This is a genomic window from Alteromonas sp. KUL42 (assembly GCF_006538325.1).
GTDB lineage: Bacteria > Pseudomonadota > Gammaproteobacteria > Enterobacterales > Alteromonadaceae > Alteromonas.
This window is the reverse complement of record NZ_BJKK01000024.1, coordinates 1-26698: the sequence shown is the minus strand read 5'-3', so window position 1 is coordinate 26698 and position 26698 is coordinate 1. Positions and strand designations below refer to the sequence as shown.

At 41.3% G+C, this 26698-nt stretch carries 28 protein-coding genes; 11 read left to right on the top strand and 17 right to left on the bottom strand.

Going from position 1 to position 26698, the window contains the following annotated elements; all coding sequences use genetic code 11:
• Positions 1–65: 65 nt before the first annotated feature.
• From EYR97_RS20345 to EYR97_RS20320, 6 genes are all read right to left on the bottom strand, one after another.
• Complete coding sequence (locus EYR97_RS20345; RefSeq protein WP_131095590.1) at positions 66–902, bottom strand: transporter substrate-binding domain-containing protein; 837 nt, start codon at positions 900–902, stop codon at positions 66–68.
• Between the two features lie 70 nt (positions 903–972).
• Positions 973–2073: a DUF2855 family protein gene (locus tag EYR97_RS20340; RefSeq protein WP_131095589.1), complete on the bottom strand. Its 1101-nt coding sequence runs from the start codon at positions 2071–2073 to the stop codon at positions 973–975.
• A 29-nt stretch (positions 2074–2102) separates the two neighbouring features.
• Complete coding sequence (locus EYR97_RS20335) at positions 2103–2432, bottom strand: hypothetical protein (RefSeq protein ID WP_131095588.1); 330 nt, start codon at positions 2430–2432, stop codon at positions 2103–2105.
• Between the two features lie 150 nt (positions 2433–2582).
• Positions 2583–3026 carry a hypothetical protein gene (locus EYR97_RS20330; protein WP_131095587.1) on the bottom strand — a complete coding sequence of 148 codons (444 nt, stop codon included), beginning with the start codon at positions 3024–3026 and terminating at the stop codon, positions 2583–2585.
• Between the two features lie 551 nt (positions 3027–3577).
• The gene (locus EYR97_RS20325; protein ID WP_131095586.1) at positions 3578–4483 is read right to left on the bottom strand and encodes a phosphoribulokinase; all 906 of its coding nucleotides are present in this window, start codon (positions 4481–4483) and stop codon (positions 3578–3580) included.
• Between the two features lie 74 nt (positions 4484–4557).
• Entirely contained in the window at positions 4558–5493 is a 936-nt protein-coding gene (locus tag EYR97_RS20320) for an ion transporter (RefSeq protein ID WP_242635143.1), read from the bottom strand.
• A gap of 73 nt (positions 5494–5566) precedes the next feature.
• Here EYR97_RS20320 and EYR97_RS20315 point away from each other — a divergent pair, with 73 nt between their 5' ends.
• Positions 5567–6352, top strand: a complete 786-nt coding sequence (locus EYR97_RS20315; RefSeq protein WP_404840979.1) for a sugar-binding protein — start codon at positions 5567–5569, stop codon at positions 6350–6352.
• An 80-nt stretch (positions 6353–6432) separates the two neighbouring features.
• Here the strand turns inward: EYR97_RS20315 and purD are convergent, their stop codons facing one another.
• From purD to prmA, 6 genes are all read right to left on the bottom strand, one after another.
• A complete protein-coding gene (gene purD / locus EYR97_RS20310) occupies positions 6433–7725 on the bottom strand; it encodes a phosphoribosylamine--glycine ligase (protein ID WP_131095585.1) in 1293 nt (430 codons plus the stop codon).
• A gap of 30 nt (positions 7726–7755) precedes the next feature.
• Positions 7756–8568, bottom strand: a complete 813-nt coding sequence (locus EYR97_RS20305; RefSeq protein WP_131095584.1) for a class I SAM-dependent methyltransferase — start codon at positions 8566–8568, stop codon at positions 7756–7758.
• A 234-nt stretch (positions 8569–8802) separates the two neighbouring features.
• A complete protein-coding gene (gene purH / locus EYR97_RS20300) occupies positions 8803–10401 on the bottom strand; it encodes a bifunctional phosphoribosylaminoimidazolecarboxamide formyltransferase/IMP cyclohydrolase (RefSeq protein ID WP_131095583.1) in 1599 nt (532 codons plus the stop codon).
• A gap of 82 nt (positions 10402–10483) precedes the next feature.
• The gene (gene fis, locus EYR97_RS20295; RefSeq protein ID WP_012520109.1) at positions 10484–10777 is read right to left on the bottom strand and encodes a DNA-binding transcriptional regulator Fis; all 294 of its coding nucleotides are present in this window, start codon (positions 10775–10777) and stop codon (positions 10484–10486) included.
• 30 nt (positions 10778–10807) lie between these two features.
• The gene (gene dusB, locus EYR97_RS20290; RefSeq protein ID WP_131095613.1) at positions 10808–11806 is read right to left on the bottom strand and encodes a tRNA dihydrouridine synthase DusB; all 999 of its coding nucleotides are present in this window, start codon (positions 11804–11806) and stop codon (positions 10808–10810) included.
• Positions 11807–12154: 348 nt separating this feature from the next.
• A complete protein-coding gene (prmA, locus tag EYR97_RS20285) occupies positions 12155–13033 on the bottom strand; it encodes a 50S ribosomal protein L11 methyltransferase (RefSeq protein ID WP_131095582.1) in 879 nt (292 codons plus the stop codon).
• 241 nt (positions 13034–13274) lie between these two features.
• Here prmA and EYR97_RS20280 point away from each other — a divergent pair, with 241 nt between their 5' ends.
• From EYR97_RS20280 to EYR97_RS20275, 3 genes are all read left to right on the top strand, one after another.
• Positions 13275–14021, top strand: a complete 747-nt coding sequence (locus EYR97_RS20280; protein WP_131095581.1) for an ABC transporter substrate-binding protein — start codon at positions 13275–13277, stop codon at positions 14019–14021.
• Positions 14022–14109: 88 nt separating this feature from the next.
• Positions 14110–14583, top strand: a complete 474-nt coding sequence (locus EYR97_RS22550) for an amidase family protein (protein ID WP_242635141.1) — start codon at positions 14110–14112, stop codon at positions 14581–14583.
• Between the two features lie 46 nt (positions 14584–14629).
• A complete protein-coding gene (locus EYR97_RS20275) occupies positions 14630–15739 on the top strand; it encodes an amidase family protein (protein WP_242635140.1) in 1110 nt (369 codons plus the stop codon).
• Positions 15740–15921: 182 nt separating this feature from the next.
• Here the strand turns inward: EYR97_RS20275 and EYR97_RS20270 are convergent, their stop codons facing one another.
• From EYR97_RS20270 to EYR97_RS20260, 3 genes are all read right to left on the bottom strand, one after another.
• Positions 15922–16215, bottom strand: a complete 294-nt coding sequence (locus EYR97_RS20270) for a high-potential iron-sulfur protein (protein ID WP_131095580.1) — start codon at positions 16213–16215, stop codon at positions 15922–15924.
• 267 nt (positions 16216–16482) lie between these two features.
• Complete coding sequence (locus EYR97_RS20265; protein ID WP_131095579.1) at positions 16483–17112, bottom strand: flavin reductase family protein; 630 nt, start codon at positions 17110–17112, stop codon at positions 16483–16485.
• Positions 17105–17296 carry a CPXCG motif-containing cysteine-rich protein gene (locus tag EYR97_RS20260; protein WP_131095578.1) on the bottom strand — a complete coding sequence of 64 codons (192 nt, stop codon included), beginning with the start codon at positions 17294–17296 and terminating at the stop codon, positions 17105–17107. Before EYR97_RS20260 ends, EYR97_RS20265 begins: the two co-directional genes overlap by 8 nt.
• A 244-nt stretch (positions 17297–17540) precedes the next feature.
• Here EYR97_RS20260 and EYR97_RS20255 point away from each other — a divergent pair, with 244 nt between their 5' ends.
• Together EYR97_RS20255 and EYR97_RS20250 are read left to right on the top strand one after the other, a co-directional pair.
• On the top strand, positions 17541–19670 hold the full coding sequence (locus EYR97_RS20255) for an exonuclease domain-containing protein (RefSeq protein ID WP_131095577.1): 2130 nt from the start codon (positions 17541–17543) through the stop codon (positions 19668–19670).
• 102 nt (positions 19671–19772) lie between these two features.
• Positions 19773–20039, top strand: a complete 267-nt coding sequence (locus EYR97_RS20250; RefSeq protein ID WP_131095576.1) for a TIGR03643 family protein — start codon at positions 19773–19775, stop codon at positions 20037–20039.
• Positions 20040–20093: 54 nt separating this feature from the next.
• Here EYR97_RS20250 and EYR97_RS20245 read toward each other — a convergent pair whose 3' ends face one another.
• Together EYR97_RS20245 and EYR97_RS20240 are read right to left on the bottom strand one after the other, a co-directional pair.
• Entirely contained in the window at positions 20094–21398 is a 1305-nt protein-coding gene (locus EYR97_RS20245) for an acyltransferase family protein (protein WP_131095575.1), read from the bottom strand.
• A 68-nt stretch (positions 21399–21466) separates the two neighbouring features.
• A complete protein-coding gene (locus tag EYR97_RS20240; RefSeq protein ID WP_131095574.1) occupies positions 21467–22066 on the bottom strand; it encodes an acyltransferase in 600 nt (199 codons plus the stop codon).
• A 182-nt stretch (positions 22067–22248) separates the two neighbouring features.
• Here EYR97_RS20240 and EYR97_RS20235 point away from each other — a divergent pair, with 182 nt between their 5' ends.
• From EYR97_RS20235 to EYR97_RS22060, 5 genes are all read left to right on the top strand, one after another.
• Positions 22249–23310: a glycosyltransferase family 2 protein gene (locus EYR97_RS20235; RefSeq protein WP_131095573.1), complete on the top strand. Its 1062-nt coding sequence runs from the start codon at positions 22249–22251 to the stop codon at positions 23308–23310.
• Positions 23311–23323: 13 nt separating this feature from the next.
• Positions 23324–24145: an ABC transporter permease gene (locus EYR97_RS20230; protein ID WP_131095572.1), complete on the top strand. Its 822-nt coding sequence runs from the start codon at positions 23324–23326 to the stop codon at positions 24143–24145.
• A 36-nt stretch (positions 24146–24181) separates the two neighbouring features.
• The gene (locus EYR97_RS20225) at positions 24182–24934 is read left to right on the top strand and encodes an ABC transporter ATP-binding protein (protein ID WP_131095571.1); all 753 of its coding nucleotides are present in this window, start codon (positions 24182–24184) and stop codon (positions 24932–24934) included.
• 198 nt (positions 24935–25132) lie between these two features.
• Positions 25133–26083 (top strand): hypothetical protein, encoded by a 951-nt coding sequence (locus EYR97_RS20220; protein WP_165478117.1) that lies wholly within the window; start codon positions 25133–25135, stop codon positions 26081–26083.
• Positions 26084–26487: 404 nt separating this feature from the next.
• Positions 26488–26698: hypothetical protein (locus EYR97_RS22060; RefSeq protein ID WP_207308079.1), on the top strand; the 211-nt coding region annotated here is incomplete at its 3' end.

Below are 26698 nucleotides of genomic sequence, written 5' to 3'. Positions count from 1 at the left end.
AGGCGCCAAATACAAAAGTAAGAAAACGTAAAAGCAGGGGTGTGTTTGTTACAAATAGTGTCTAACTACTCTAATAGCGTAGGTACAATACTCTCGATACCTTCAGCTTGTTCTGGTAGAAGGTACTTACTTGCTATCTTTGTAAAAACGCCTTTTACATAAAGTTGTCGTAAAGCATTGTTTAAACTTATCATGAAAGCTTGGTTTTCCTCGTTCTTATTGCACATTACGTGGCCAAACCTATATGGTTTTTCTCCTTTGAGATCTCGTTCGACAATGTCATGATCAACAGAATTCATGTATTCATGCATAACTTCTGGGTAGGTTACAATGAACTGGACTCGTTTGGACAAAAATAAATGGATAAAGTCTTCGAACGGATCTTTTGATTCAAAAACATAGAGTTGGCTTTCATCAACTTTTGAAATTTCTTCGTCTAAAACATCTCCATATGAATAATTCGCTATAATTGCGAAAATGTCATGCTTGAAACGACTTACAAAGTTATGCAGCGCAACAGGTTGTTCGGCGCTATCACTTAGTGTTTCTAAGTACAAATCATTCTTTTTATGCGCGTATAACTTTAAGCCCGAATAAACATCAATGGCATGACTAAACAGGTATTTGCTTTTTCGCTCTGTCGTTTTTAGTCTATTAGTAGTGCAAAACGCTTCATCGGAGTTAAGTAAGCGTTCAATGCGTTTGTGCGACAAAACTTGCATATTGCTGATTGAACTTTCTATTTGTGGATAAACTAAGCTTAGTAGCTCTTCACTCATTATTTTGGGGGAAGACTTTGACACCAGGACATCAACGGTTTGTTGAGAGTCTAAGAGTAACGTTGTCGCATTTACACGTGAAAATGCGACAAGTAGTAAAGATACGAAAATGAGTCTTATCATATTTGCTATAACAGTAAATATAGTCGCCCTATATAATCAGTAAACAACTTAAAACTCAATTTATTTTCAGTTAATTAAAACTCAATTTGTTTAAGGCTTTTGTGTCAGCTTTTCCTTCTAACGTAGCTAGATATGTTTCTATTATGGCATCTGTCCCACAACAATCATGCTGGTAAAATTTGCCGTCAATCTTTTGCGCAAACCTTTGCCATGCTTGAGCATACTTGGCCAAGAAAGCACTGTGCCCCCACTCAGATTGACGCAGTTTTACACGGGCGGGTGCAAAAAAGATCTCGGCATCTAATACTTTGGGGTTGGGTTTATGTTCTGCTTTCCAATCAGTTGCACCAATGAGGGTGACTTTACTTAACTTGTCGTGCAGTACGTCGGTGAGGTTATTAATTAACGTGCCGTTGGCCGCGAAATCGAGTAACCAATAATTCGACTCAGGACTTAACTGTGCTAGGTCATCGTAACCAACAACGCTGTCATAACAGCCGGTTGCTTTAACCATGTCTACATTTGAAGCAGACGTTAACCCAATAACGTTGTAGGTTGCATTGCGCGCTTGTTTTTGGTCTTTTAGTAGCTGTGCTGTGCCTAATGCGGTTTTACTGGAGGCGCTTGAAAGCAGCAACGATTCGCCTTTTGATAGTTCTGCCACATAATCATCTAATACAAACGACGTCATATAAAGTGGGCGAAAGCTCAATTGCCATGCTTCGCGTTGTGGGTTGTACCCCGGGTCAGTTGCACAGCGTAGGTATTGGTCGTAAACCGGGCTAATACTTTTGCGTTTTTCGTGAATATCGGAAAAGCCGTGTGGCGCTTCTCTGCCTGCTTTAATTACCCAATGGCTGGCCATCGGCAAATAACCAAATACTTTTTCACCCACTTGAATGTTGGGGTGGCTAGAGGCCTTTACTGTGGCAAACCCCCAAACAGGGACGATACCAAAACCTTCCTTTTCGGTAGGAAAAAAGCCCCAATACCCCATTTTAAAACCCAGTGCCGCGTAGGTAATATTATTGGCAGAAAAGCCGAAACTGTCGGTTTCAAGCAAGACTTCGTCAGTTTCTAAGTTTGAGGTATTAATATCACGATGGACTATTTGAGTTTCATTTAATGCGTTTTGATTAACCCAAATTTGTTGGCTAATAATTGTTGTCATAAGGTTTGCTATTTGTCAGTTTAGTTTTCCTAGACTGACTCAGGTTTTAGGCAATTGCGACTTTCAGTTGTAAATATATTGTTATAGAGACGGTGTATAGAAGGAGCGAGCGTGTTGATTAGTGACAGATGTAGACAAGGTTGATTGTCAGTATCTTGGTCAAAGTCTCCAGTAACATTTGCAGAGGTCGCTCTAAGGGCACTTTTAATATTAGCATTCAGGTCTGCTATGCAGCCCATGGCAACTTCTTGAGTTAATCTGCATAAAGGGCTATCTTCACCCCATCCTCTATCAAAGCGTTCAACCAGCAGTGCTTTTGGGTTCCCGAATGTGTGTATATCAGCTCTATCGCCAAGCACATTTTGCCAAATAAGATACTTTTGCGTGACACAAATGCGCCGTCTAACAAATGCAGGGCGTTAATTAGAATTCTTCTTTATTTAGTGGGCGGTCTATCATTTCGCTTACAAAAAACATGGAAAGTACTTTCCACTGGCCATTAATTTTGGCTAGCTGCACACTATCCAAACCCTTGCGCGGTGTTTTGGTTTTTTTGTATCGCTAATTTGATACACAATAAAGGCATGCGCCATATTGCCGTAAACCTTTATATCTGATGATACAACCTCCTCTAGAAAGTCGCGCTTCAGCAGAATTTCTGCATAGGCTTGGGCTTCTTCAACAGGGCTAGTACGGTCGACTCCGCCCGAACGGTTTTCAAACCACTGTACGCCATTTTTGTGATAATAAGAGGCAAGCTGGTCCCCCGTTGGTGCTACGCCCACAGGTCCACTTTGAGTCGCAAAATAATCGCTGATAGTGTTTAAAATGGCATTTGAGTCATCTTGCGAACTTTGCTCTACTGGATTGATGTTATCCGCTGCTAGCGCTAACTGGCAAATAGCAGATAGCGTAAGCCCTGTAGCAAGTGTCCATGTTTTGATTAGTGACAAAGCAAATCCCCTAGTACGTGTTTATTTAAAGTGAAAAATTTTTGAAGCAACCATCAGAGCGTGTTGACCTTTTCGGTACACTTTGCTGCAAAAACGTACCGCAAAGGTCAACATGTTCTAGCAAACTCAAAATCAATGTTTACAAAGACGTTATCTCCACGTTATTGAGCAACATAAATCCGCTTTTCGGCTATTTGGGTTCTTGGCTTGAGAGAGTTTTTATTGACAATGCTAGATTAAGATAAAGCAAATAAAGAAATAAAATTAAACGAACTATACAAATTGCTTATCGCATCGTATTTTTGTTGGGAGCAACGAAAGCGTCGTTGTGCATTTAAGGCGTGCGACTACAATAGCGCCTTTCGTGTTGATGCAATGTAATGCCCAATATTTTGGAGCCTACACATTCATGGTTAATCAGATTATTTTAAAAAAATATCCATTAATATTCGATATTTGGAATAGTATTAGTTTTAAATGAACTGTGCTTCGCTTAGAACTGGAGTTGACATTAGTTACTCGCAGGGTGTTATCTAGAGCGTCAGTGTGCTTTACTGCTCTGCGTTGAGCCAGTCCATTTGATGGCCTGCTCGGCGCTTTTTGTTGAGTATATCTTCAAGAAGTGGCGTTAAGATCAGCTCCATCGCCAAGCCCATTTTACCACCTGGTACTACCAAGGTGTTTATGCGTGACATAAATGCGCCGTCAATCATCTGAAGTAAATAAGGATAATCGACGGTTTTCATTTCGCGCCTGAAGCGCACTACTACAAAGCTTTCGTCTTGTGTGGGAATTTCGCGTGCACTAAATGGGTTTGACGTATCAACCGTGGGGACGCGCTGGAAGTTAACGTGGGTACGAGAAAACTGCGGCGTAATATAATGGAAGTAGTCATCAAGGCCGCGAACAATGCTGCTCATTACCGCTTCACGAGAGTGGCCGCGGTCGGTGGTGTCGCGTACTATTTTTTGGATCCACTCCAAGTTTACGATAGGCACCATGCCTACCAGCAAATCAACGTGTTTGGCTACATCGTTTTCTTCGGTTTTTACACCGCCATGTAGCCCTTCATAAAACAATAAATCGGTGTTTTGTGGTAAATCCTGCCATGGCGTGAAGGTACCTGGCATTTGGTTAAAAGGCACAGCTTCGTCAAATGTGTGTAGGTATTGTCTAAACTGCCCAGAACCTGAACTACCGTATTCCCTAAACAAAGTTTCAAGTAATTCGAAATCGTTGGCTTTGGGGCCAAAATAGCTAATATGTCTGCCTTGTTCCTGTGCTTTACGAATTTCAACTTCCATTTCTGGTCGGGTAAAACGGTGGAAACTGTCGCCCCCTACAATGGCCGCATTAACACTCAGGTTTCTAAAGATATGACGAATGGCATTGGTGGTGGTAGTGGTACCTGCACCAGAAGAACCTGTTATAGCGATAATAGGGTGTTTGACAGACATAGGGTTACTTTTAGGAAATGACGGGTATTAGTTATAAGCTGATGTGGAGCAAGAATCAAGGGGAAGCCCTCAGTCTAGTCGTCAATATTGGTATGGTGATGCTGCAATAAACGCATGATGAGTCGCGCTTCTTCTTCATCGAGATCCAGTAATTCCCGTACCTTGGACAAATGGTTTATGTCATGTTCACTCAATTTTCCATCGTCCAATACAATGCGAACAGAATCTTTAAATCTGTCACGTTTTAACTGCATTTGCGCCGTGTAACTAGATGACAAAATACCCGCAGGAAGGGCGTAAAAGCAAATTCCCATTACGGTGATGATGCCGCCAAATATTTTCCCCATTGGCGTAATAGGTACAGCATCGCCATAGCCGACGGTTGTCAAAGTTACCAATGCCCACCAAAGTGATGCAGGTATGCTGCTAAAGACATCTGGCTGTGCAGTGTGTTCAATGTAGTAAATGCATGTGGCTGCAATGACGGTAAATAATAGAAGCACGCTGAGTGCTGCCAGTAAACTGTGGGCTTCGTTTCTGATCACGGTCACAAGAGTTTGAATAGAACGAGAGTAGCGCCCGAGTTTTAATATACGCATAACGCGAAAAACACGCAGAATACGCAAATCGAAGGCGACAAACATGCTCAAATAAAACGGCAGAATCGCCATTAAATCAATAATGGCCATAGGGCTTTTGATGTAGTACCAGCGTTTTTGCCAAGTGGTAACTTGTACCTTGCTATGATTGTTTCTTTTAGGATCTGCTGCGCTGCAATAAACACGAAGTATGTATTCAATAGTGAAAAGGACAACCGAAACCCTTTCAATTAAATGTAATTCAAAAGACCAAACACTTGCCACTTCTGGTACCGTCTCTAACATCATTGCGACCACATTTACCACTACCAATGTAATGAGAAATAGGTCGAATACCTTGCTCTTTAATTTGTGTTCACGTGCTTCACTGGAAGCGGTAAGAATATTGAAGCAAGTGGTCTGAAGTGACATAAAAATTTGGCGTATCAAAGACGGTTTTATTACTCTACCAATAAACACAGAGCAAGCCAAAGCCGAAGCTTGAATTAAAGGAATTAAGATGAAAATGAAACTGGCACTAAGTGCTATTACGCTTTGTAGTAGCGTAGCAGCAACAGCTGATGAGGCCATGTATACAGAGCGTTCACCTGTAATAGATGGCATTGCCGACGATATTACATGGCGGCAAGGGCAATGGTATGACATGCATGCGCTTATGTTAGGCGAACAGCCTACACCTGAAGATTTTTCAGGCCGCTATACATTGCGTTGGGACCAGAATTTCCTGTATTTATTAGCTGAAATTCAAGATGATCATTTATCAGACACTTATGCCGACCCTTTAGAACGTTATTGGGACGACGACTGTTTAGAAATTTTCATTGATGCAGACAAATCGGGTGGCGATCACTTAAATAATTACAATGCGTTTGCTTATCATGTGGCGCTAGACAATCAAGTGGTCGATATTGGTCCATTAAGCAGTGACGAAAAGGGAAATGAAAACGGCGAATCTAAACCCAGACTGTTTAATGATCACGTTGTAAGTGCGTGGAGAAGACAAGCTGAACAACCTCACAAAATAATGTGGGAAACGGCAATAAAGGTTTATGGCGATGATTTCCAATACCAGGGTGACAATATGCCGATGGTATTGAAAGCGAATATGAAGTTAGGCTTTATGTTGGCGTATTGTGATGCAGATGGCGGTGACAGAGAGCACTTTGTGGGTTCTCATGAAATTACACCGGTTAATGGTGATAAAAATCGCGGCTATATTGATGCTTCGGTTTTTGGTGAGTTAACACTTATTGGTGAGCCTTCAAAGTAAAAGTACAAAAAACGCGGCTTTAAAAGCCGCGTTCTATTCTACGAGTATTCGTTTAAATACTCAGGAGTGTTTCCGTTAGCTTACTTCGCTTCTGCTTCGCGAGCGATTGCGCGGTAAGCAATATCATTGCGATAGTAAACGTCTTTGAATTGAATGGTTTTAAGTAGCTCATACGCTTTTTGCTGCGCTTCAGTCACATTGTTACCTAGCGCCGTTGCGCAAAGCACGCGGCCGCCCGCAGTGACAACTTTACCATCTTGCAATGCAGTACCCGCGTGAAAAACTTTACCATCAAGTTCTGCAGCTGCCTCAAACCCTGTGATCTCGTCACCTTTTGCATAACTGCCTGGGTAACCGCCCGCGGCAAGCACAACGCCAACTGCGGCGCGCTCATCAAACTCGATAGTTTCACCCGCAAGCTCGCCTTTACAAGCTGCTTGGCAAAGTGGAACGATATCTGATTTTAAGCGAAGCATAATAGGTTGTGTTTCTGGGTCGCCAAAACGGCAGTTATACTCGATAACTTTAGGCGTGCCATCTGCCATAATCATCAAACCTGCATATAAGAAGCCTACGTAGTCGTTGCCTTCTGCAGCCATGCCATTAACTGTTGGCATGATCACTTCGTCCATAATGCGATTGTGAATATCTTGTGTTACCACTGGTGCTGGTGAATAGGCACCCATACCACCGGTATTTGGGCCTTTGTCTCCGTCTGCCGCACGTTTGTGATCTTGGCTAGTAGCAAAAGGCAGTACGTTCTTGCCATCAACCATAACAATGAAAGACGCTTCTTCACCGTCTAAGAATTCTTCGATAACTACGCGACTACCTGCTTCACCAAAAGCATTGCCTGCTAGCATGTCGCGAATAGCGTCTTCTGCTTCTTGCAGTGTCATGGCAACAATAACGCCTTTACCGGCAGCTAAACCGTCAGCTTTAACTACGATAGGCGCGCCCTTTTCACGGACATAAGCAATAGCTGGGTCTATTTCAGTGAAGTTTTGATATTCCGCTGTAGGAATATTGTGGCGAGCTAAAAAGTCTTTTGTGAAGGCTTTTGAACCTTCAAGCTGCGCGGCAGCCTGAGTGGGTCCAAAAATCATTAGGCCTTCGTTTGTGAACGCATCAACAACACCTGCAACTAGCGGCGCTTCTGGACCTACAATCGTTAGTTCAACGTTATTGCCTTTGGCAAAAGAAACCAGTGCTGAAATATCGTTGACGTCAATAGCAACGTTTTCAAGCTTGGGCTCAATAGCCGTACCGGCATTACCCGGTGCAACATATACGGTTGAAACATCAGAAGACTGCGCTGCTTTAAACGCTAGCGCATGTTCGCGGCCACCGCCGCCAATTACAAGTACGTTCATTAACTGTTCCGTTCTCTATTATGAGTTTTACTAATTTGGTTTTTTGAATTTTAACGTCATGCGATTACTCTCGCCAATGGCAAGGTATTTATCGCGGTCTTGATCATCCAAGGCTAGGCGAGGCGGTAAGGTCCATACACCTTTAGGGTGATCGGCGCTATCCATCGGGTTTGCATTGATGTCACTACTGGCTTCTAGTGTAAAGCCTGCTTTCTCAGCGGCTGCAACAATGTAAGAGCGCTTCATGTAACCACTCTTTTTCATTGCTTCATCACTAGCACTTTCTGGTAGTTCATGTTCTACCACACCTAAAACACCACCTGGCTTAAGTGCTTTGAAGAATGCGCCAAACGCATTGTCGATACCTTCGTCACCATGACGCATATACCAGTTGTGTACGTTGCGGAATGTCAGCACCATATCAGCACTGCCCGCTTTCGCTACATCTAGCGCTTTTACTGGGTCAAAGGCAGTAAGTTCAGCACCTTCGTATTTCATGCCCGGCTTCATTTTTTCTTTGAAACCTTCCACCGACTTTTTGTAATAGTCGTTTGTGGATTCGTCTACAAAGAAATGTGCAGCTACGTATTTGCCTTCTTCTTTTACCACTGAATAAAGAATGTCAGCGTACCAACCGCCACCGGGAGAAATCTCAACTACTGTCATGTCTGGTTTAAGACCAAAGAAGCGCAGCGTTTGTTGAGGATTGCGGTATTCGTCGCGCACCTTCGCTTGTGCTGAGCGAATATCGCTCATGGCCGCATCAGAGATCGCATCAGCGCTTGCGTACGTAGCACTCATACCAAGGGTAGCGGCTAACACATATTGGGCTAACTTTTTCATTATTATTTCCTTATCTGTCGAGAGTAATAGCGATAAACCTACTATGTTCTATTAACATTGTTACTACAAGTTAGTAGTGGTTAGATCAAGCGTATCAGCTAACCCTTACTTGCACTTACGCTTTAGCAGATTAATTCGCAACTCTGTCGCTAAGGTTTTGTGTTGAGGGTCCGAGGTTAGGAACGCTTTCATACCTCAACCTCGGACGCTTTCACAATTAAATGATGAAAGGTATTAATGACGGAAGTGGCGCATTCCTGTGAACACCATGGCAATGCCGTGCTCATCAGCTGCGTCTATCACTTCTTGGTCTCGCATAGAGCCACCTGGCTGGATCACAGCTTTAATACCCGCTTCAGCTGCGGCGTCGATGCCATCGCGGAATGGGAAGAAAGCATCAGATGCCATTACTGAGCCTGCTACTTCTAGGTTCTCGTCAGCCGCTTTAATGCCGGCAATCTTCGCAGAATAAACACGGCTCATTTGGCCTGCACCAACACCAACAGTCATGCCGTCTTTGCAGTAAACAATGGCGTTAGACTTCACGTATTTCGCTACTTTCCAGCAGAACATAAGGTCACGCAGCTCGTCTTCACTTGGCTTGCGCTTAGTAACAACTTCTAGGTCTTCCATTTCAACCATGCCGAAGTCGCGCTCTTGTACTAACAAACCACCGTTAACGCGCTTGAAATCATACCCCTCTGTAAGCTGACCTGCCCAGTCGCCACATGCTAAAAGACGTACGTTCTTCTTCGCACTAACCACTTCTTTGGCTTCGTCACTCACTGTTGGTGCAATGATCACTTCAACAAACTGGCGGTCAACAATAGCTTGTGCTGTTTTGGCGTCTAGTTCGCGGTTAAATGCGATAATGCCGCCAAACGCAGACGTTGGGTCGGTTTTAAATGCACGGTCGTAGGCACTAAGAATATCTTCACCAATAGCAACACCACATGGGTTGGCGTGTTTGACAATAACACAAGCTGGTTGGTCAAATTCTTTCACGCATTCAAGCGCAGCATCGGTATCAGCAATGTTGTTAAACGAGAGCTCTTTACCCTGAAGCTGCGTTGCTGTGGCAACAGATGCTTCTTGAATGTTGTTTTCAACATAAAAAGCTGCTTCTTGGTGGCTGTTCTCACCGTAACGAAGATCTTGCTTCTTGGTAAGTTGCATATTGTACGTACGAGGGAATTCGCTGTGCTGGTGGTCGCAATCTGCTTCACAACCTGTGCTATCTAAACGCGCACCGAAATAGTTAGCGATCATGCCGTCGTATTCAGCTGTGTGTTCGAAAGCTTTTATAGCTAGGTCAAAGCGCGTGTTATACGTTAGTGAGCCAGCATTGTCGTTCATTTCTGCAAGTACACGACCATAATCTGCCGCATTAACCACAATGGTAACGTCTTTGTGGTTCTTCGCTGCTGCACGCACCATTGTTGGGCCACCGATATCGATATTTTCGATAGCATCTTCAAGTGTGCAATCTTCATTGGCAACGGTCGCAGCAAATGGATAAAGGTTAACGACGACCAAGTCGATGGCTGCAATATTGTTTTCTTCCATTACCGCTTCATCCACACCGCGACGAGCTAGAATACCGCCGTGAATTTTAGGGTGAAGGGTTTTAACACGGCCAGCCATAATTTCTGGGTGACCTGTATGATCTGACACTTCTTTTACCGGAAGACCAGCTTCTGCTAGAAGCTTTGCAGTACCACCCGTCGACAGAAGCTCAACTCCAGCGTTATGCAGCGCTTGAGCGAATTCGAGGATACCAGTTTTGTCAGAGACACTAAGAAGAGCACGTTTAATAGGTTTTGGAGTTTGCATAAATTATAAGTTTCTAAAGTTGTAGTGTTGAAACAAAAAGAGCACCTGTTGGTGCTCTTTAGAGGGCAAAGCCCTTGGAATCTTAGTTCATGCCGTATTGCTTAAGCTTCTTGCGAAGTGTGCCACGGTTGATGCCCATCATGATGGCCGCGCGGGTTTGGTTGCCGCGTGTGTAAGTCATGACTTCTTCTAGCAGCGGGGCTTCTACTTCAGCCAGTACCATTTCGTACAGGTTATCGATGTTTGCGTTGTCCAATTGCTTAAGGTACTTGTTAACCGCTTGCTTTACAGAGTCACGCAAAGGCTTTTGTGCTTGCGTTTGTGAAGGCGTAGTTACTGTAGTAGTAAAAGGTGAAGTCACGTTTTGATCGAACATAATACTGTGTTGCTCTTAAGTTAGTCATCACTATGCTGCGGGAGAAATCTGTCGGGTTTCTCGTGTCTGCAGCGCTTGAAAATATGCATTTAGTGCTTCGAGTTGCGCATTTGCATCATCGATAGCGTTAAACGTTTTACGAAACTGACGATCCGTATCATGCTCCGAGAGATACCAGCCCACGTGCTTTCGGGCGATCCTTACACCAGCGATGTCACCGTAAAAATCTTGTACATTCGTTACGTGCTCGTACAAAATTTCATACTGTTGTGACAATGGTGGTGGCGCTAGGTTCTCGCCAGTTTCAAGATAATGTTGAATTTGATTAAAAATCCAAGGCTTACCTTGTGCTCCGCGACCTACCATCACACCATCTGCACCGGTGTAATCCAGTACCTCTTGTGCTTTTTCTGGAGAAGTAATATCACCATTGGCAATCACAGGAATTGAAATTGCCGCCTTTATCTGGCGTATGGTGCTGTATTCAGCTTCCCCTTTGTACATACAAGCTCGCGTTCTACCGTGAACTGCCAGCGACTGTATGCCGTTTTGCTCTGCAATGCGGGCAATCTCTACCCCATTGCGATTTTCTGGGTTCCAGCCTGTGCGAATTTTCAGTGTAACGGGAACATCTACAGCATTAACTACTGCTTTGATGATCGATTCCACCGTATCTGGGTATTGAAGCAATGCAGAACCTGCAAGCTTCTTATTGACCTTTTTAGCTGGGCAACCCATGTTGATGTCGATGATTTGTGCACCATTTTCAACATTAAATTGCGCAGCTTGAGCCATAAGCTCAGGGTCTGCCCCAGCTATCTGTACAGAGCGAATGCCTTCTTCGCCTTCATGGTTCATACGCGCTTGCGATTTAGCGGTATTCCATACCTTCGGATTGCTTGAAAGCATTTCCGATACTACAAGCCCAGCGCCTAAACGCTTGCACAACTGACGAAACGGACGATCTGTCACGCCAGCCATGGGAGCTAACATCAAATTGTTATCTAACTCGTAAGGTCCAATTCGTATTGTTTGTCGCATGTATGTCGAATAGCTCGCCAACTAAAACTGCACAGAAAATATACACCCGGCTGAAACGGGGCGCTAAGTGTACGCGTTTTCGCAATACTTGAAAAGGCTAAAAATCACACAAAATTTCACTATGTGCTCTTGACAGTGAAAAAAAACTGTCACATTAATGAGCTATCGCACATTTGTTGTATGAAAATCGTACCAAAGTCTTACAGCCCTTGAATTTTAAGGGCTGTATTGTGAAAAAAATTAACAATTTTCTAGCGTTCGTTAGCCTTTTCTGTTTGTTTTTACAGCGGTCTGCATGACATCTAGACAAGACAGAAATTTGAATATCAACAGGCTTTAACGTTTTGAGCCTGATACGCGTGCCCATTCACCATCAATTGCGCTGGGCTCAAGAGCGAGTTCGCGAGAATATGCGTGCTCTATATTATTAACTTGTTCGGCCAAAATACCAGACAGCACGACAAGGCCGTCAGATTTACAGTAACCCGTAATAATGTCTTGAAGTTCAAGGAGGGGGCCAGAAAGAATATTAGCCATGACCACATCGGCTTCAAGAGCAGGTTGATTTTCAGGAAGGTATACTTGCAAGCGATCTTCCACACCGTTGCGGCGCGCATTTTCTTCGGTGGCTTGTAATGCTTGTGGGTCGATATCTATACCAATGACTTGCTTGGCGCCTAGTTTTAATGCTGCAAGTGCTAAAATGCCAGAGCCACAGCCAAAATCAACAACGGTTTTATCGGTCATATCGATACCGTCTAGCCAGCGCAAGCACAACGCTGTGGTTGGGTGTGTACCCGTACCAAAAGCAAGGCCGGGGTCAAGCATAACGTTAACCGCGTTAGGGTCAGGTACATCTCGCCAGCTGGGGCAAATCCACAGACGTTCGCCAAATTGCATTGGATGGAAATTGTCCATCCACTCTCTTTCCCAGTCTTTATCTTCAAGAGGCTCTAACTTGTACTTAAAGTCTGTGCCCAATATTTTCGCTTTGCCTAAGCGTTTGAGGATGCCATTCATGTCAGCGTCGGCTTCAAACAAGCCTACAACTTGTGTATCTGGCCACAGCATAACTTCGCCTGGTTTGGGTTCGTACATAGGCGTGTCTTTCGCATCGACATAAGTAACCGCTTGTGAACCATTTGCCGTTAGCATATTGCCAATAATTTCTGCGTTTTCAGATGTAGTATTAATTCGTAACTGTAGCCAAGCCATAGTATTCATTTACCGTCTAAATTTGTGCTGTATTGTACCTGTGCTTGGTGCTAAACAGAACGCCATTGCGCTAATTTGTATTTACTTCGAGCAAAGCTCCTAAAATTAATATTTCAAAAAGAGTCGCTATTCTCGATAGTGTGCTGTCACCAATAAGGTATAACTGCGATTTGCGCATAGCTATTATCTATATAATAGTATAGACATAGTCGGTCTCTGTTTAAAAAGAAGCCCAATCTTCATGCGTGCTATTGTAATTGTCTTGTACTCAATGTTGTTGACTGCCGCAACCAAAGCGGAAAGTCTCGATGTTGTCGTTGGGTGGGATAAGCCCCCTTATGTTATCGCAGCAGATCATTCAGGATTTGAGCTAGATTTAGTCCGAGCGATTCTAGCTGAGGCAGGCCATGATATGTCACCCATTTACGTTCCTTTCGGTAGAACAGCACGACTTCTTAAAGACGACGCGGTGGATATGGGACTTACCTTACTGCCAACCCATAATGTCGCTTCTGATATTTTGTCTGACCCTTATATTACCTATCAAAATGTGGCAGTCACCAGAGCTGACAGAAAGCTAAATATTGATTCGATTGCCGATTTAAAAGGAAAAAGTGTTATTGCATTTCAGACTGCACAAACCGTGTTAGGCAGTGATTTCGGAGAGGTCATGTCAGCGCAGCCCTCTTATATAGAAATGGCTATGCAGGAGCGTCAAGTCGATATGCTCATGCTCGGTAGTGTCGATGTTATTGTATTAGACAGGAACATCTTCAATTACTTTAAAGGACGCAAGGAAAAATATGCTGAAGATAAAACTGTCTTCCACGAATTGTTTCCATCAACGTCATATCGCGCAGCGATTCCAGACCCAAATTTGCGTATGGAATTTAACAAAGCATTGCGGGCATTCATTCAAGATGGTCGTTATCAAGTATTATTAGACAGTTACAATTTGGAAAATTTGCACTTTGCCACCTCACAGTGAATGGTTTCTATAATATCCTGTGAAAAAGCAAACCAACTCGAAAAACAAATGGATTAACACGACGTTACTCCCTTTAAGGATGAAAACGATGTTTAAGCAGTGGTGTCTACTTTTTTTAATTTCTTTGTGTTCAGCGTGCGGGTCAACCACAGCATCTAATACTACTACCGCTACTAATATTGAAATGAACCCTTGGCTCGATATACCAGCGCATATGCAAGTGAATGCAATCAAGTCAGGTGACGTTAGCTCTCAATCATTGGTAAAGGCATACCTTAACCGCATCCAATTACTCGACAAGCAAGTCAACAGCGTACTTGCGCTTAACCCGAGGGCAATAGAAGAAGCTGTTGCAATCGACAAGCGCATTGCGTCGGGCGATGACGTGGGGCCGCTAGCTGGAATTCCTATACTGCTAAAAGACAACATTGAGTCTAGTGAGTTACCTACAACAGCAGGCTCTATGGCATTGCTGAATAATTTTACTCAACGAGATGCTCCAATTGTTGCCAAATTAAAGCAAGCAGGTGCCATTATATTAGGAAAAACCCAATCTCTCTGAGTGGGCTAATTTTCGTTCAGAGTCGTCAATTAGCGGCTGGAGCGCGGTGGGGGGATTAACCCGAAATCCTCATATTCTTTCTCGTAGTGCGTGTGGTTCTTCTTCTGGTTCGGGGGCTGCAATGGCACTTCGCTTAGCGTCGCTGGCAGTGGGCACTGAAACTAACGGTTCTATTATATGCCCAGCGTCTATGAACGGAGTGGTGGGGTTCAAACCTACTGTTGGATTGCTATCGCGTACCCATATTGTACCCATATCATTCAGCCAAGATACCGCAGGCCCTATGACAACCAACGTACAGGATGCATGGTTAATGACATCGCTAATGGCAGGTCATGATGGTCTAGATTTAGTAACTCAAGAAGCCGATAGCTATATTCCGATATTGCCACGACAAGGCATGGCTGAGAAAGATTTAAAAGGTGTACGCATTGGCGTGGTGAGGTATCGACAAGGTGATAACCCTCAAGTGATCAGTAAGTACAATCAGGCCCTTAAACAGCTGAGCGAGTTGGGGGCTACACTTGTTGATATTCGTGAGTTTGAGCAACCAGAGCACTTTTGGTCTGATTCTTATTCTGTTTTACTTAGTGAATTCCATACTTCTATTAATCACTACCTTTCGACCACGCCAGCCAGTTTACCTGTGAATGATCTTGCTAGCCTCATCGCTTTTAATAGCAACAATCCGAGAGAAATGGCGTTGTTCAATCAAGATATTTTTCAAAAATCATTGCTTGCTGAGCCTATTGAAAGTGAAAGTTATCTTACCGCTAGGCAATTGGTGCAAAGTGCCGCGGGAAAAGAGGGTATTGATAAACTGATGGCACAACGCAATGTAGATATTCTTGTTGCGCCATCAAACAGTCCCGCTTTTCTCATAGACGGTGTATACGGCGATCACTCACCCGTCGGGTTTATTGGTATTGGTTACCTAGCGGCTGTTGCGGGTTACCCTCATCTTACTTTACCCATTGGCGCAATAAAGAATCTGCCCGTGGGTTTAAGTTTTATCGGTGGGAAATGGCAAGACGAAGACGTTTTGCGAATTGGGCAAATATTTGAAGCTAAACACGAGTTTACTATTAGGCCGAACTTACTGCCTACAGCGTTTGATGCCTCAGAATTAAAGGCTGTCCTGCAAGGCATTCAGTAAATGGGATGTAGAAAAGGTCTGTCTAGAGCGTGTTGACCTTTGCGGTACGTTTTTTTTGCAGCATAAATTTTGGTCTATATAAAAAAGCCCGAATGTTGTTACATACATTCAGGCTTTCAGGGTAGCTATTGCTCAAGCGCTTTCTCTAGCAAGGCAATAACCTTCGTTGTGGCTAACTTGGCTTAACCAGGTTTTTTCACCCATGCACTACACCAACCATCTGCGCTAACAAGCTTACCTGGGAAGATATTACAAGGACGGTGTTGCTCACCATCGGTACCTTGTACATACATGCAGTTCGCGCAATTTGCACCATCAACGGTTGAGTTAGGTGTATATTTAAGGGCTTTTGCTGTTGCGTCGTCTGCACTTAATTGCTCTTGCGCCTGCGCTTTTAACACAGTGCTTCCCAATGTTAAGCCAATAACGGTTGAGCCAGATAACTTCAAAAAGTCACGGCGATTAACAGATTTCATAACACTCTCCTTAAGAGATAAAAACGATAATGATTCTTTTTTATCCATCGCTTTAAACGCAAAAACCTGCCAAGAAGGCAGGTTTTTTTTCATAGATAGATACTATCGCTTTTTGAAAAAAGATCGAATAGAAAATGCCTAACTCGTTTGATCTGAATTAAATAAATGTCATGTGTGTAGGTTAACCGTTATTCAAACAGCGAGTTTCCACTACAAAACGACTTCTTTATATCATTTTATCGTTAGAGCAATGGTTCAGTGTTTAGTTCATTTTCTACGAGGCTTGAGGTTTGGCTTCGCGTATTCAAATTGCGCTAAACGCGTAGTTGAGTGATAACTATCGAGCCCTGAAATACATGCACTCATTGAGGCTTCTATATCCAGATAACCATCACTTGCTACGTGCTTTTGATCCACATGCAGCTCTAGAATCTCGCCAATAACCATTTCGGTATCATTAATTAGGGTGAAGTGCTGAGCAACCTTCATTCCTATTCTTATGTTACTTTCTTCTACAAAAGGAGCAGGGAAACTACTTGTTATGAGTGGTGTAAGACCAACAGCAACAAACTCACTCTCATCAGACGCATAGCGTGCAGATGTTTGATGCGCTTTGTCTATCCAATCGGTATGCACGTGATTAAGCGTGTAAAAACCGCTTTTCTTAATATTGCCCAGAGAGTCCCGTTGTACCGAGTGTGGTCGCATTATCATGCCCAATAACGGTGGATTTGCTCCGATATGCACTACAGAACTCACAATGGCAAGGTTATGTGTGTGGCCGTCAGTAGTACCAAGTAGCACAGCAGGTTTAAAGCCAGACAAACTATTGATGAGATTGGCGCGATAGCGCTGCTCCATATTATTGATATCATCTCGCGACAACGTACTAGTCATTTTCTCGTATCGCCTCTAGTTCGAGTTCATCGCTATGCTGATAGACTGTGAGTTCAATAGGCTGGCAACATACTTGACAATCAAGTACCTGCACTTGCCCGACATCGTTAATTTCATCAATTTCTACATCATTAGAAGCCATGCAATACGGGCATGAAAACCCCATGGCGCGCGTTAAGCTCATAGTTACCACCGTAATTTTAGAAGTTACTCTTATTTACGTAACCGAACGTAGCAGTGATCATATTGAGGCACATTTTAGTATCTTAATGACTCTATTTTTAGTGCTTTTAGATGCTTCTTGTGACAGAACGAGTGGGAACGTGCCCGTGTTGTCAGCGTGTGAAAATTTAACACAGACACGAGTGGTTGTTTATTTTGCTGTATAAATATACACTATTTGTGGTATTGAACCTGAATTGTTGACCATGCGAAAAGACTTACCGCCGCGTTATTATTTGGCACACTTTTACGAATTTTTGCACTTTTTCGAAGGCGCAAGCGCAGCGCTTTTAAGCGAAGAGGCCACGCGCTTTATCAGTCGCTTTAAAGCGCTGGACGAAAATAAGCAGTGTATTGTTGTGCGCGCGGCCAATCGTAAATATGCAGTAATAGACCGTAAGCAATTTAATTATGCGGAAATAGATACACCACAGTATCAAATTGATTGGCTTATTCAAGAAGGGTGGTTTGGTGATTTATCTAACGCGTCGATGAATGACATTGCCGGTGTACTCACCAAAGACGCATTACTCGCACTTCTAAATGAATATGGAAGTATCAGCGGTCTTTCATCGCTTTCTAAGCCCAAACTCGTAACGCTTTTACGGCATGAAGTTGAGTTAAAAGGTTGGCCGGCTAACTTCTCCACTAATGACTACCTTGTGTGTCTTTTCGATGACGCGCTTCGTTTTTTATTGTTTTTGTATTTCGGTAACACGAAAAGTCGTTTAAACCAGTTTTCGATGCGTGACTTAGGTGTTATGAGGACTCGTTCGGACTCAGTCAATGATGTGGCCCGATTTGAAACCAAAGTAGACACAGAAGCAGCGTGGTTCTATGCCGATCACATTACTCAATTGCCCTTCCTTGATGAAGCAGCCCTTTTATCACTGTCAAAGGAAGTGTTTCCATCAACTCATGGTGTGTCAGCCTGCTTTTATCGCGATCAGTTTCTTTATTTATTGGGGCTTAAATTACTTGATATAGAGCGCGAAGCGGGTTTGCACGTGTTGGGAATGGCCGATAGCGATAAAGCCAAAGAGAAGTGGCTGCGAGAAAGCTACAAAGACGGTGTGCTTGAAGAGGTAAAAGCTGCGCTTGAAGAGATTATTGATAACCCTGCCTCAGATACTTTACTAGCCTTTGCAGAAGATTTTTACGCAAGAAAATTTCATAAAAAGCGCACGAGTTCTGTTACAGACATGTTGCGCAGCGCAAGCCGTACATTAGCCATTGATGTCAGTCAAAATCAGCAAGTAGAAAGAGGTGTATTGGCTCACTATGCAAGGCATGGTATTCAAGGGTGGCGAACAGAAAATAGATTATGGCGTAGCTTATTTGGCCTCACATTTTGGAAGCAACTTTACGAAGAGGATGCTTTGGTTACAGAGTTTGATAGACGACCTTTGTCACTCAAGCAAAATAACTTTTACGCTAAATTCGAAGACAGCATTGAGTCGCTTCTAGCAAGGCTTGATAGCAAAGATAAGCTGCGATTTCACATTCAAAAAATGGCTACCCAGCACTACGGCAAAGTAAATAGCTTATTCATGTGGTCAAGCGGATTGTTAACGCCAATTGAGGCGTTGATTGATTATGGCAACCTAGAGGCTATACATACGATGCTGCGTATGATGAGCAAAGATTTTGAACATCTGCGCGACGGCTTTCCAGATATTATGGTATTTGATAAGACGTTAAGGTTTGAAGAAATAAAAGCTCCTGGTGACCAATTACGTCGCAATCAATTGGTATCCATTCAACGTTTGCAGCAGGCAGGGTTTGAAGTCGCTGTAACCACGGTTAACTGGGTTCGCGACCCGCAGCAACCGTATGTCGTTGTGGATATTGAAACAACGGGGGGAAATAACAGTTATCATCGAATTACTGAAATTGGTATGGTGAAGCTGGTGGCTGGAAACGAAGTAGACCGTTTTCAAACCCTCATAAATCCCCAGCGTCGTATTCCTTCAAACATCACCAAGCTTACGGGAATTTCTGACGAAATGGTTCAGCATGCGCCCGTTTTTGCACAAGTGGCCGATGCTATTGCAGCGTTTACCGAAGACGCCGTTTTTGTAGCGCATAACGTGAACTTTGACTATGGATTCATAAAGCAAGAGTTTGCGCGTTTAGAACGTGACTTCCGCCACCCCAAAATGTGTACGGTGCGAGAGATGCGACGTACCTACCCGGGTTTACCTTCCTATTCTTTAGCGAATTTAACTGCACATTTTGAAATTGAAATGGAGCAGCACCACCGTGCTTTAAGTGACGCAAAAGCCGCTGCAGAATTACTGAAACTGGTATTTGAAAAGGACGACGACAATAGATAAGGATAGCGCAATCAATTTACGAGTAAATACACTTTAAACACGTGAACAAATTCCGCCGTTTTGCGTATTAGAAATCAAATTAGTTCACTTGATGATGTAGCTATGCACTTAACTGAAGAACAGGCTTCTCGAATTATAGAAATGGCTTGGGAAGACAGAACGCCATTTGAGGCGATTGAGCAATTATACGGTTTACCTGAAAAAGAGGTGATTAAATTAATGCGCAGTAACCTTAAGCAGAAGACGTTTAAGAACTGGCGCGCCCGTGTAAGTGGTCGAAAAACCAAGCATGCAAGCTTAAGACCCGAAGGCGTAGAACGAGGTTATTGCCCTTCGCAATATAAGCTTAAAGGAGGAAATAAAAAATGAGTTTAAGCTGATAGGCGGTACGTAATTTCAGGTTTCACTATACTGTACTTGATACTACTTAAATAGGTCCTTCTCGATTTCATACAGAAGCAATTTTGCGCCCAACTCGGTTAGGTGATTGTCATCAAAGTACAAAAACTCCCGATTAATATTGTTTAAACAGACACGAATATCATTTGGAACGATAGGGCAAAAAATATTAGAGTCCCCTATTAGTGTAATTTTTTGATTCTCACTCAGTGAGGTAAAAAGTTCAAAAACTGCCCTATTACGTGCTTCAAAATTTTTATGTGGAATGGGGGGAGGAAATATAATTTCAAAATGACTTGATAGCATTATGGTTTCATCAATTGGGTTTTCATTCAGATTTGGAATTGGATTTATTACGAATACTTTTACGTCATTTTCTAAAAAGCGTTCGATTACTTCTTGGTATGCTACCAAAATTGGGTTTTGTGTTAGGGGGGCTGTCGTACTTTTACCTAATGACGAACTTTCTATGTAATAATTATGCTTCCCATCAAAATGCTCTGGATGAACATAAACCGACCATCGACCAAATAGGATAACGTTCTTTATGTCTCGTTCAATGATTTGATTGAATACCGAATCGCTATATTTCTTGCAGGTTGTATTGGTTGGATCCTCTGAGCTCATCATATTGAAAATGGGTGGGCAGTCAAATTTTGAATATTGCACAAATGATTTATTATTCCGTTTAAAAATAGCGGCAAGTTCACTTGCGATCGAAGCTGCATGAGAGTCTCCAAATAAAGCAAAACTAGGCTTTTGCGCTATATCCCCCTTTAAACATCCTTTCGTTTTGTAATGTTGCTCGTCGAGTAGACAATTACCTGATAGCATTCTTTCATGATTATCTGAGATAAGGTTTATCAAATGAAGCCACCTATGATTTGCGAGTCCATTGTTAACGTGTAACACAATACCGAATAGAACAATGAGTAAGGCAACAATAACTATTATTTTAGAGAATAAGGCATTATCGATTTTGCTTTTATTTCTGAAAGGAAGTTCTATGTATTTCCAGCTAAAATAAGCTGGAACAATAGACAGCATACATAGAAAAACTGACAAAAAACTGGAAAGTTCAGCTTTGTAAGCGTGTCGTGAGAAAGAGAGTATTGGATAATGCCATAGATAAACGCCGTACGATATTAAACCCATGTTTACAAGTGGTTTTATACTTAGTAACTTGTATAAAAATGTATCTGGTTTACAAAAAAGAATGATTAGTGCACTGCCAAAAACCGCCAACAATGTGTAATCAAAAGGTGCTAGGCTAAAAGGATCAAAAGCTAGTATGCAATAACCTATTAAACCTAACCCAAGTATACTCAATGCCTCATTTGCAAAATGTAGGTTTTGTCGTTTCTCGCGGTTTAAGACAAAGGCAACTAATACCCCTGTTAGGAGTTCCCAAATACGAAATGGAGCAAGAAAGAAAAGAGTTTTAGTCGACGCAAGGGATAAGATATTTGCAAGTAAACTGAAAAAAAACGATAAGTAATATAAATTTCACAAGCCATCGATAACCGATTCGCCAAAAAACGGAAAGTACATAATGGGTATAACAAATAGAATTGCTCTTCAACAGACAAACTCCATGTATGTAATAGGGGTTTCAATTCAGATAGTCTTTCGAAGTAGCCGTTTTCTTTCCAGAATAAGAAGTTTGAAAAGAAGCCTGTAGTAGATACGAGGCTTTGCCCAAAATCTTTTAAAAAAATTGGTGTTAATAGTAACCAAGCGATTGGTAAGCAGACTAACATAAGACAGAAAAGTGCGGGTAAAATACGCCTAGCGCGTCGTATGTAAAAATCGCTTAGATTAAACTTTCTACTCTTCAAATCACTAGTGATTTGTGCAGAAATTAGGTAGCCGCTAATTACAAAGAAGATATCAACACCAAGATATCCACCTTTAAAAAACTCAAAATTACAATGAAAAAGTATTACAGCTACAACTGCAATTGCTCTTAACCCGTCTATTTCAGCTCTATATTTCATTATGAAAGTTACAAATAAAATCACATGTTTGAAGTCATGACTTCACGTAGATATACCAAAAGGTAGCGCGCTTATTTATTTGTCAGCGTTCAATCAATATTAGTGAAATGGCTTGTATTTTGGCAAAAAAAACCTAGTTTTATCGACTTTATATAATATAAAAGACAGCGGCAAGTATCATTTTGCAATCAAAAAAAAGCATTACACTTTCTCTTATTATCTGTTCTAGAAATGACGATTATATGGGAGACCCCCTATGGAGATTGGGGACTTCTATTAATTATGTTTCCGAGCAAATTTTTAAGTTAAAAAAAGAGCACACCGTTGAGATAGTTGTTGCCGATTGGGGAAGTGAAGAACCTATTTCAAACGTAATTGGGCTCACAAACGATGCGCTCGCAATCACGCGTTTCATACATATTCCAAATCGATTGGCATCGACCTTGCAGCGTGATAGTGCGTTTGGAGAAGTTTATGCACTAAATGTTGCTGCAAGAAGAAGCTTTGGTGAGTACATAGGCAGGATTGATCAAGACACGTTGGTGACTGGTGATTTCTTAACAAAGTTCTTTAATGCGTATGAAGGAAACTCAGAAGAACGTTTTGACCTAAGAAATTCATATCTGTTTGCGGCGCGCAAACAGATACCTTATTCATTCGTATCTAAAAAACCAAACCTTAAAGACTTACATTACTATATTAGTTCCTACGGAAAACTGAACTATAGCGAAGAGTTAAGTTTCTGCTTTTGGGCATCTCCTGTTGGAATATTAATGATGCACAGAGACATTTGGGACGATATTGGTGGGTATGATGAGCGGTTAATTTATTATTGGTTTATGGACGTTGACTTAGCTACGCGCTTAATCAAAAAATACCCAGTTGTAAATATAGGTAAAGAATTTGGTTATCACTTTTTCCATTTAGAACATGTTAAGCCAAGTTTGAACTTTCGACACTCTCATCGAAAGCTCAACCCTCCTTGGTCTAAATCATTTGATAAACCTATATTGAACCCGAATGGCGCTTCTTGGGGGCTTAAAGAAATATCTCTAATGGAAAGTAACGCAAAATTATCGAAATCTATAATAGAGGTAAAGAGGTTAGATATTCTAGAAAATAAGTTGGCTCGAATATCGCCGTTAATTTCAACCTTATTAAATTCATGCAATAGGTGGGTTTATTATCAAGTTAAATATGTGTGGTATTTAACAAAGGTATTTCGTAATAAGCCATATCTTTAAGTAAGTAGAACATATGGAAAAGAAAATTTCGTACCAAGATAAAAGTTTTCGTTATCTCCATCCCCTTGTTTTATGGCGTGCGAGAACATTGCTCATCCATTTAATAAAAAGAGACTTACTTGTCTCGTACAAACAAACCTTTATAGGTATGACATGGGTTTTAATTAAGCCCTTCGCTATGTCGCTCACCATTGTTTTTGTTTTTGACCGAATTGGTCAATTCCCTGACTATGGATTTCCTTATCTACTAATTGCTTTATCTGCGATGACATTGTGGGAGTTCTTTTCGAATGCGGTAAGTCGCGGTTGTATATGCATAGTGGATGATCGCGATCTTATAGTAAGAGCAAATTTTCCTCGAGTATTATTAGCCATCAATTCAGCTTTACGAAATAGTATCGGCTTCTTTGCGAATTTGGTATTGGTCTTCGCAATAATGGCGTATTACCAGGTTCCAATATCAGTTAATATAATCTTTATCCCAATAATATTCATTTTTACACTACTGCTAAATCTATCGTTAAGCCTATGGTTTGGTACGTTAAACGTATTTTTTAGGGATGTTCAAACACTAATTCCCTTCTTAATTCGAATTGGTCTCTTTATTAGTCCGGTCGCATTTACATTGCAGAGTGTGCCCGAACAGTGGAAGTCTTTATTCAGTATAAACCCATTAGTTGGCCTAATTGAGTCATTGAGATATTGCTTGCTAGGTGAGAAATTTTGGCCGGGAACTGAAACGCTGCTAATTGGTGTTACTTCACTTACTGTACTTCTTTTGTCAGGTGTTTACGTCTTTGGCAAAAACGAAAGGAAGTTTGCAGACGTTATCTAATTAGTATTACTGTAACCATATGAAGCGTAATAAAAGATGACACAACCAATTATCGAAGCACTTAACTTAGGGAAGTGTTACTTCATACCACCCGTAAAGAGTGAATCAGATAATTTCTTAGATAAGATACTAGCGATAGCTCGGTTTTCATTCTCAAAAAAACAACGAGTTTGGGCTTTAAGAAACCTGAATATCGAAGTAGAAAGAGGCGATGTTGTCGCTATATTGGGAGACAATGGCTCTGGGAAGTCTACGTTGTTTAGGTTGATCAGCGAGATTACAGCACCATCGGAAGGTGAGTTGATAATTAGAGGTTCAGTTTCCAGTATGATAGAAGTTGGTGTTGGTTTTCACAGAGAACTTACAGGAAGAGAAAATCTCTTCCTGAATGGCGCTTTACTGGGAATGACGACAGGTCAGATAGAAAACACTTTTAACGAAATTGTGAGGTTTTCGGAAATAGGAAAATACTTAGATACGCCAATCAAAAAATACTCCAATGGTATGCATGCGCGACTAGCCTTCGCAGTAGCGTCTCATTTAAACAGTGACATATTGATAGTTGATGAGGTTTTGTCTGTGAGTGACCAGCAATATCGACTAAAAGCAATTGATCGCCTTCGCAAACTATCAGCCGAGGGCGTAACAATCCTAATTGTGAGTCATGATTTAGCTTTGCTTCATGAACTTTGCAACTCGGCGATTTATTTAAAGAACGGTAGAATAGAAGCACAAAGCACTTTCAATGCTTTATATGAAGAATTCTACAAAACAGAGCCTAAACTATGAGGTTTGCAATTCTTACCTACCAAGCAAGTACAAGCTCTCTATGTATTCTAAATAGCTCTGGAGGTGCTGGGGACTTAGAAATTTTAAAATCAATTCTTTTTGTTGCTAAATGAGTGACCAGTTCTAATGAAACCATGTATCGTTTACCTTGCACAAAACACGAAAAGAGATTCACAATATGGAAGAGACTCGAGGTCAATGTTAGAAATGAGTCTCGATTTACTTTACCTAAACTACAATGATCAATTCAAACATGACATTCTGATTTTTCACGAAGGTGATTTTGATTTAGAAAGTCAGAAAGAAGTAAGGAAAGGACGTGATGAAATAAAGTTTCAAGAGATACATTTTCAGATTCCGAGTTTCTTAAAATCAGAAGAAATACCTATATTATGGGACGGAAAATATGGGCTTGGACATAGGCACATGGCGAGGTTTTATTCAGTTACAATTTTCCATATTTTATCTGAGTTAGGTTATGACTGGTTTATGAGAATGGACGACGATTCATTCATTCACTCAAAAATTAACTATAACTTATTTGAGTTCATGGATAGAAACGGATATCAGTACGGCTACAGAGCAATATTAAAGGAGCCTCAACGACCTACATTGGGTTTTTCAGAGGCGGTTTTTGCATACATTAAAGCCGAGAGGCTAAAGCCGAAAACCTTTTTAGATAATTTTGATTTATCGACCAGTGTTAATTATGAATACTTTTCTTTTAAAGGAATGTTGAAAAAGCGACTTACTATATTTCTAGAAAAGTTATTGAACACACTGAATCATGATTTTCACAACTGGCCTTTACCAACCGAATGGAATAGGCTGACTTACTACAACAATTTTTTAATTACCAATATTAACTTTTGGATGCGTAGAGATGTTCAGGCATTTGTTGGACATTTTGATAGACTAGGTGGAACCTACAAATATCGTTGGACAGATCACATTCTACACACTGCAGCAGTACAAATTTACTTGTCAGAAGAAAAGGTATTTCAGTTTGATGACTGGACATATGAACATGCAACTATAAAAGATGGAAACTTAGAGTGGGGTGGAATTTTTGAAGGAAAAGATGATAAAAATAATCCTGTTGTTAAAGACTTTATTAAAAAATATGGTAAGGCGAGGCATGATTATTAATGTTTTCTTGATAGCAGGAATTTTGTTGTGAGAATTAAATATGAATATCATGATAAATTAAGCTGCTTATCACTTTTTTCATATTTTTTTATGGTTTCCATGCTTTTTTTTATATCAATATTTTATTTCTATAGAGTTAATTCCACCTGTTTTAGGTAGCTATTTACCAGTCGTTTCTATTTTTCTTTTAGTTCCGCTTTTTCTTTTTAATCTTAAAAAATTCAGTGGAACTAACTTTATAGGCGTAAATATCTTTTTACTAATTATTCTATATACATCTGTATGTGCGGTTTCATACTTTTTATTTAAAGTTCCGGCCTCAGATTACTGGGAGGTTTTTATTTGGACAAGCTCAGGAGTTGTATATAACGTCGTTTGTTTTTTGATTGCTGCGAATTTGAGGTTTGAAAGGAGTAAAAAATACACATTTTTCATTACTTATAGTTATGTCAGTTATAATTTTTTTAAATATTAGTGATGAGTGGTTGTTTTATATTGAAACCCCAGAAAATAATAAAGAATACATAGCTGGCTATCAAAGCTATGCTTTAGTACTTTTTACATCGTCTCTTATAGTTATTTCTTCTAATGTTAAAGATGGAATTAAGCTTTTTT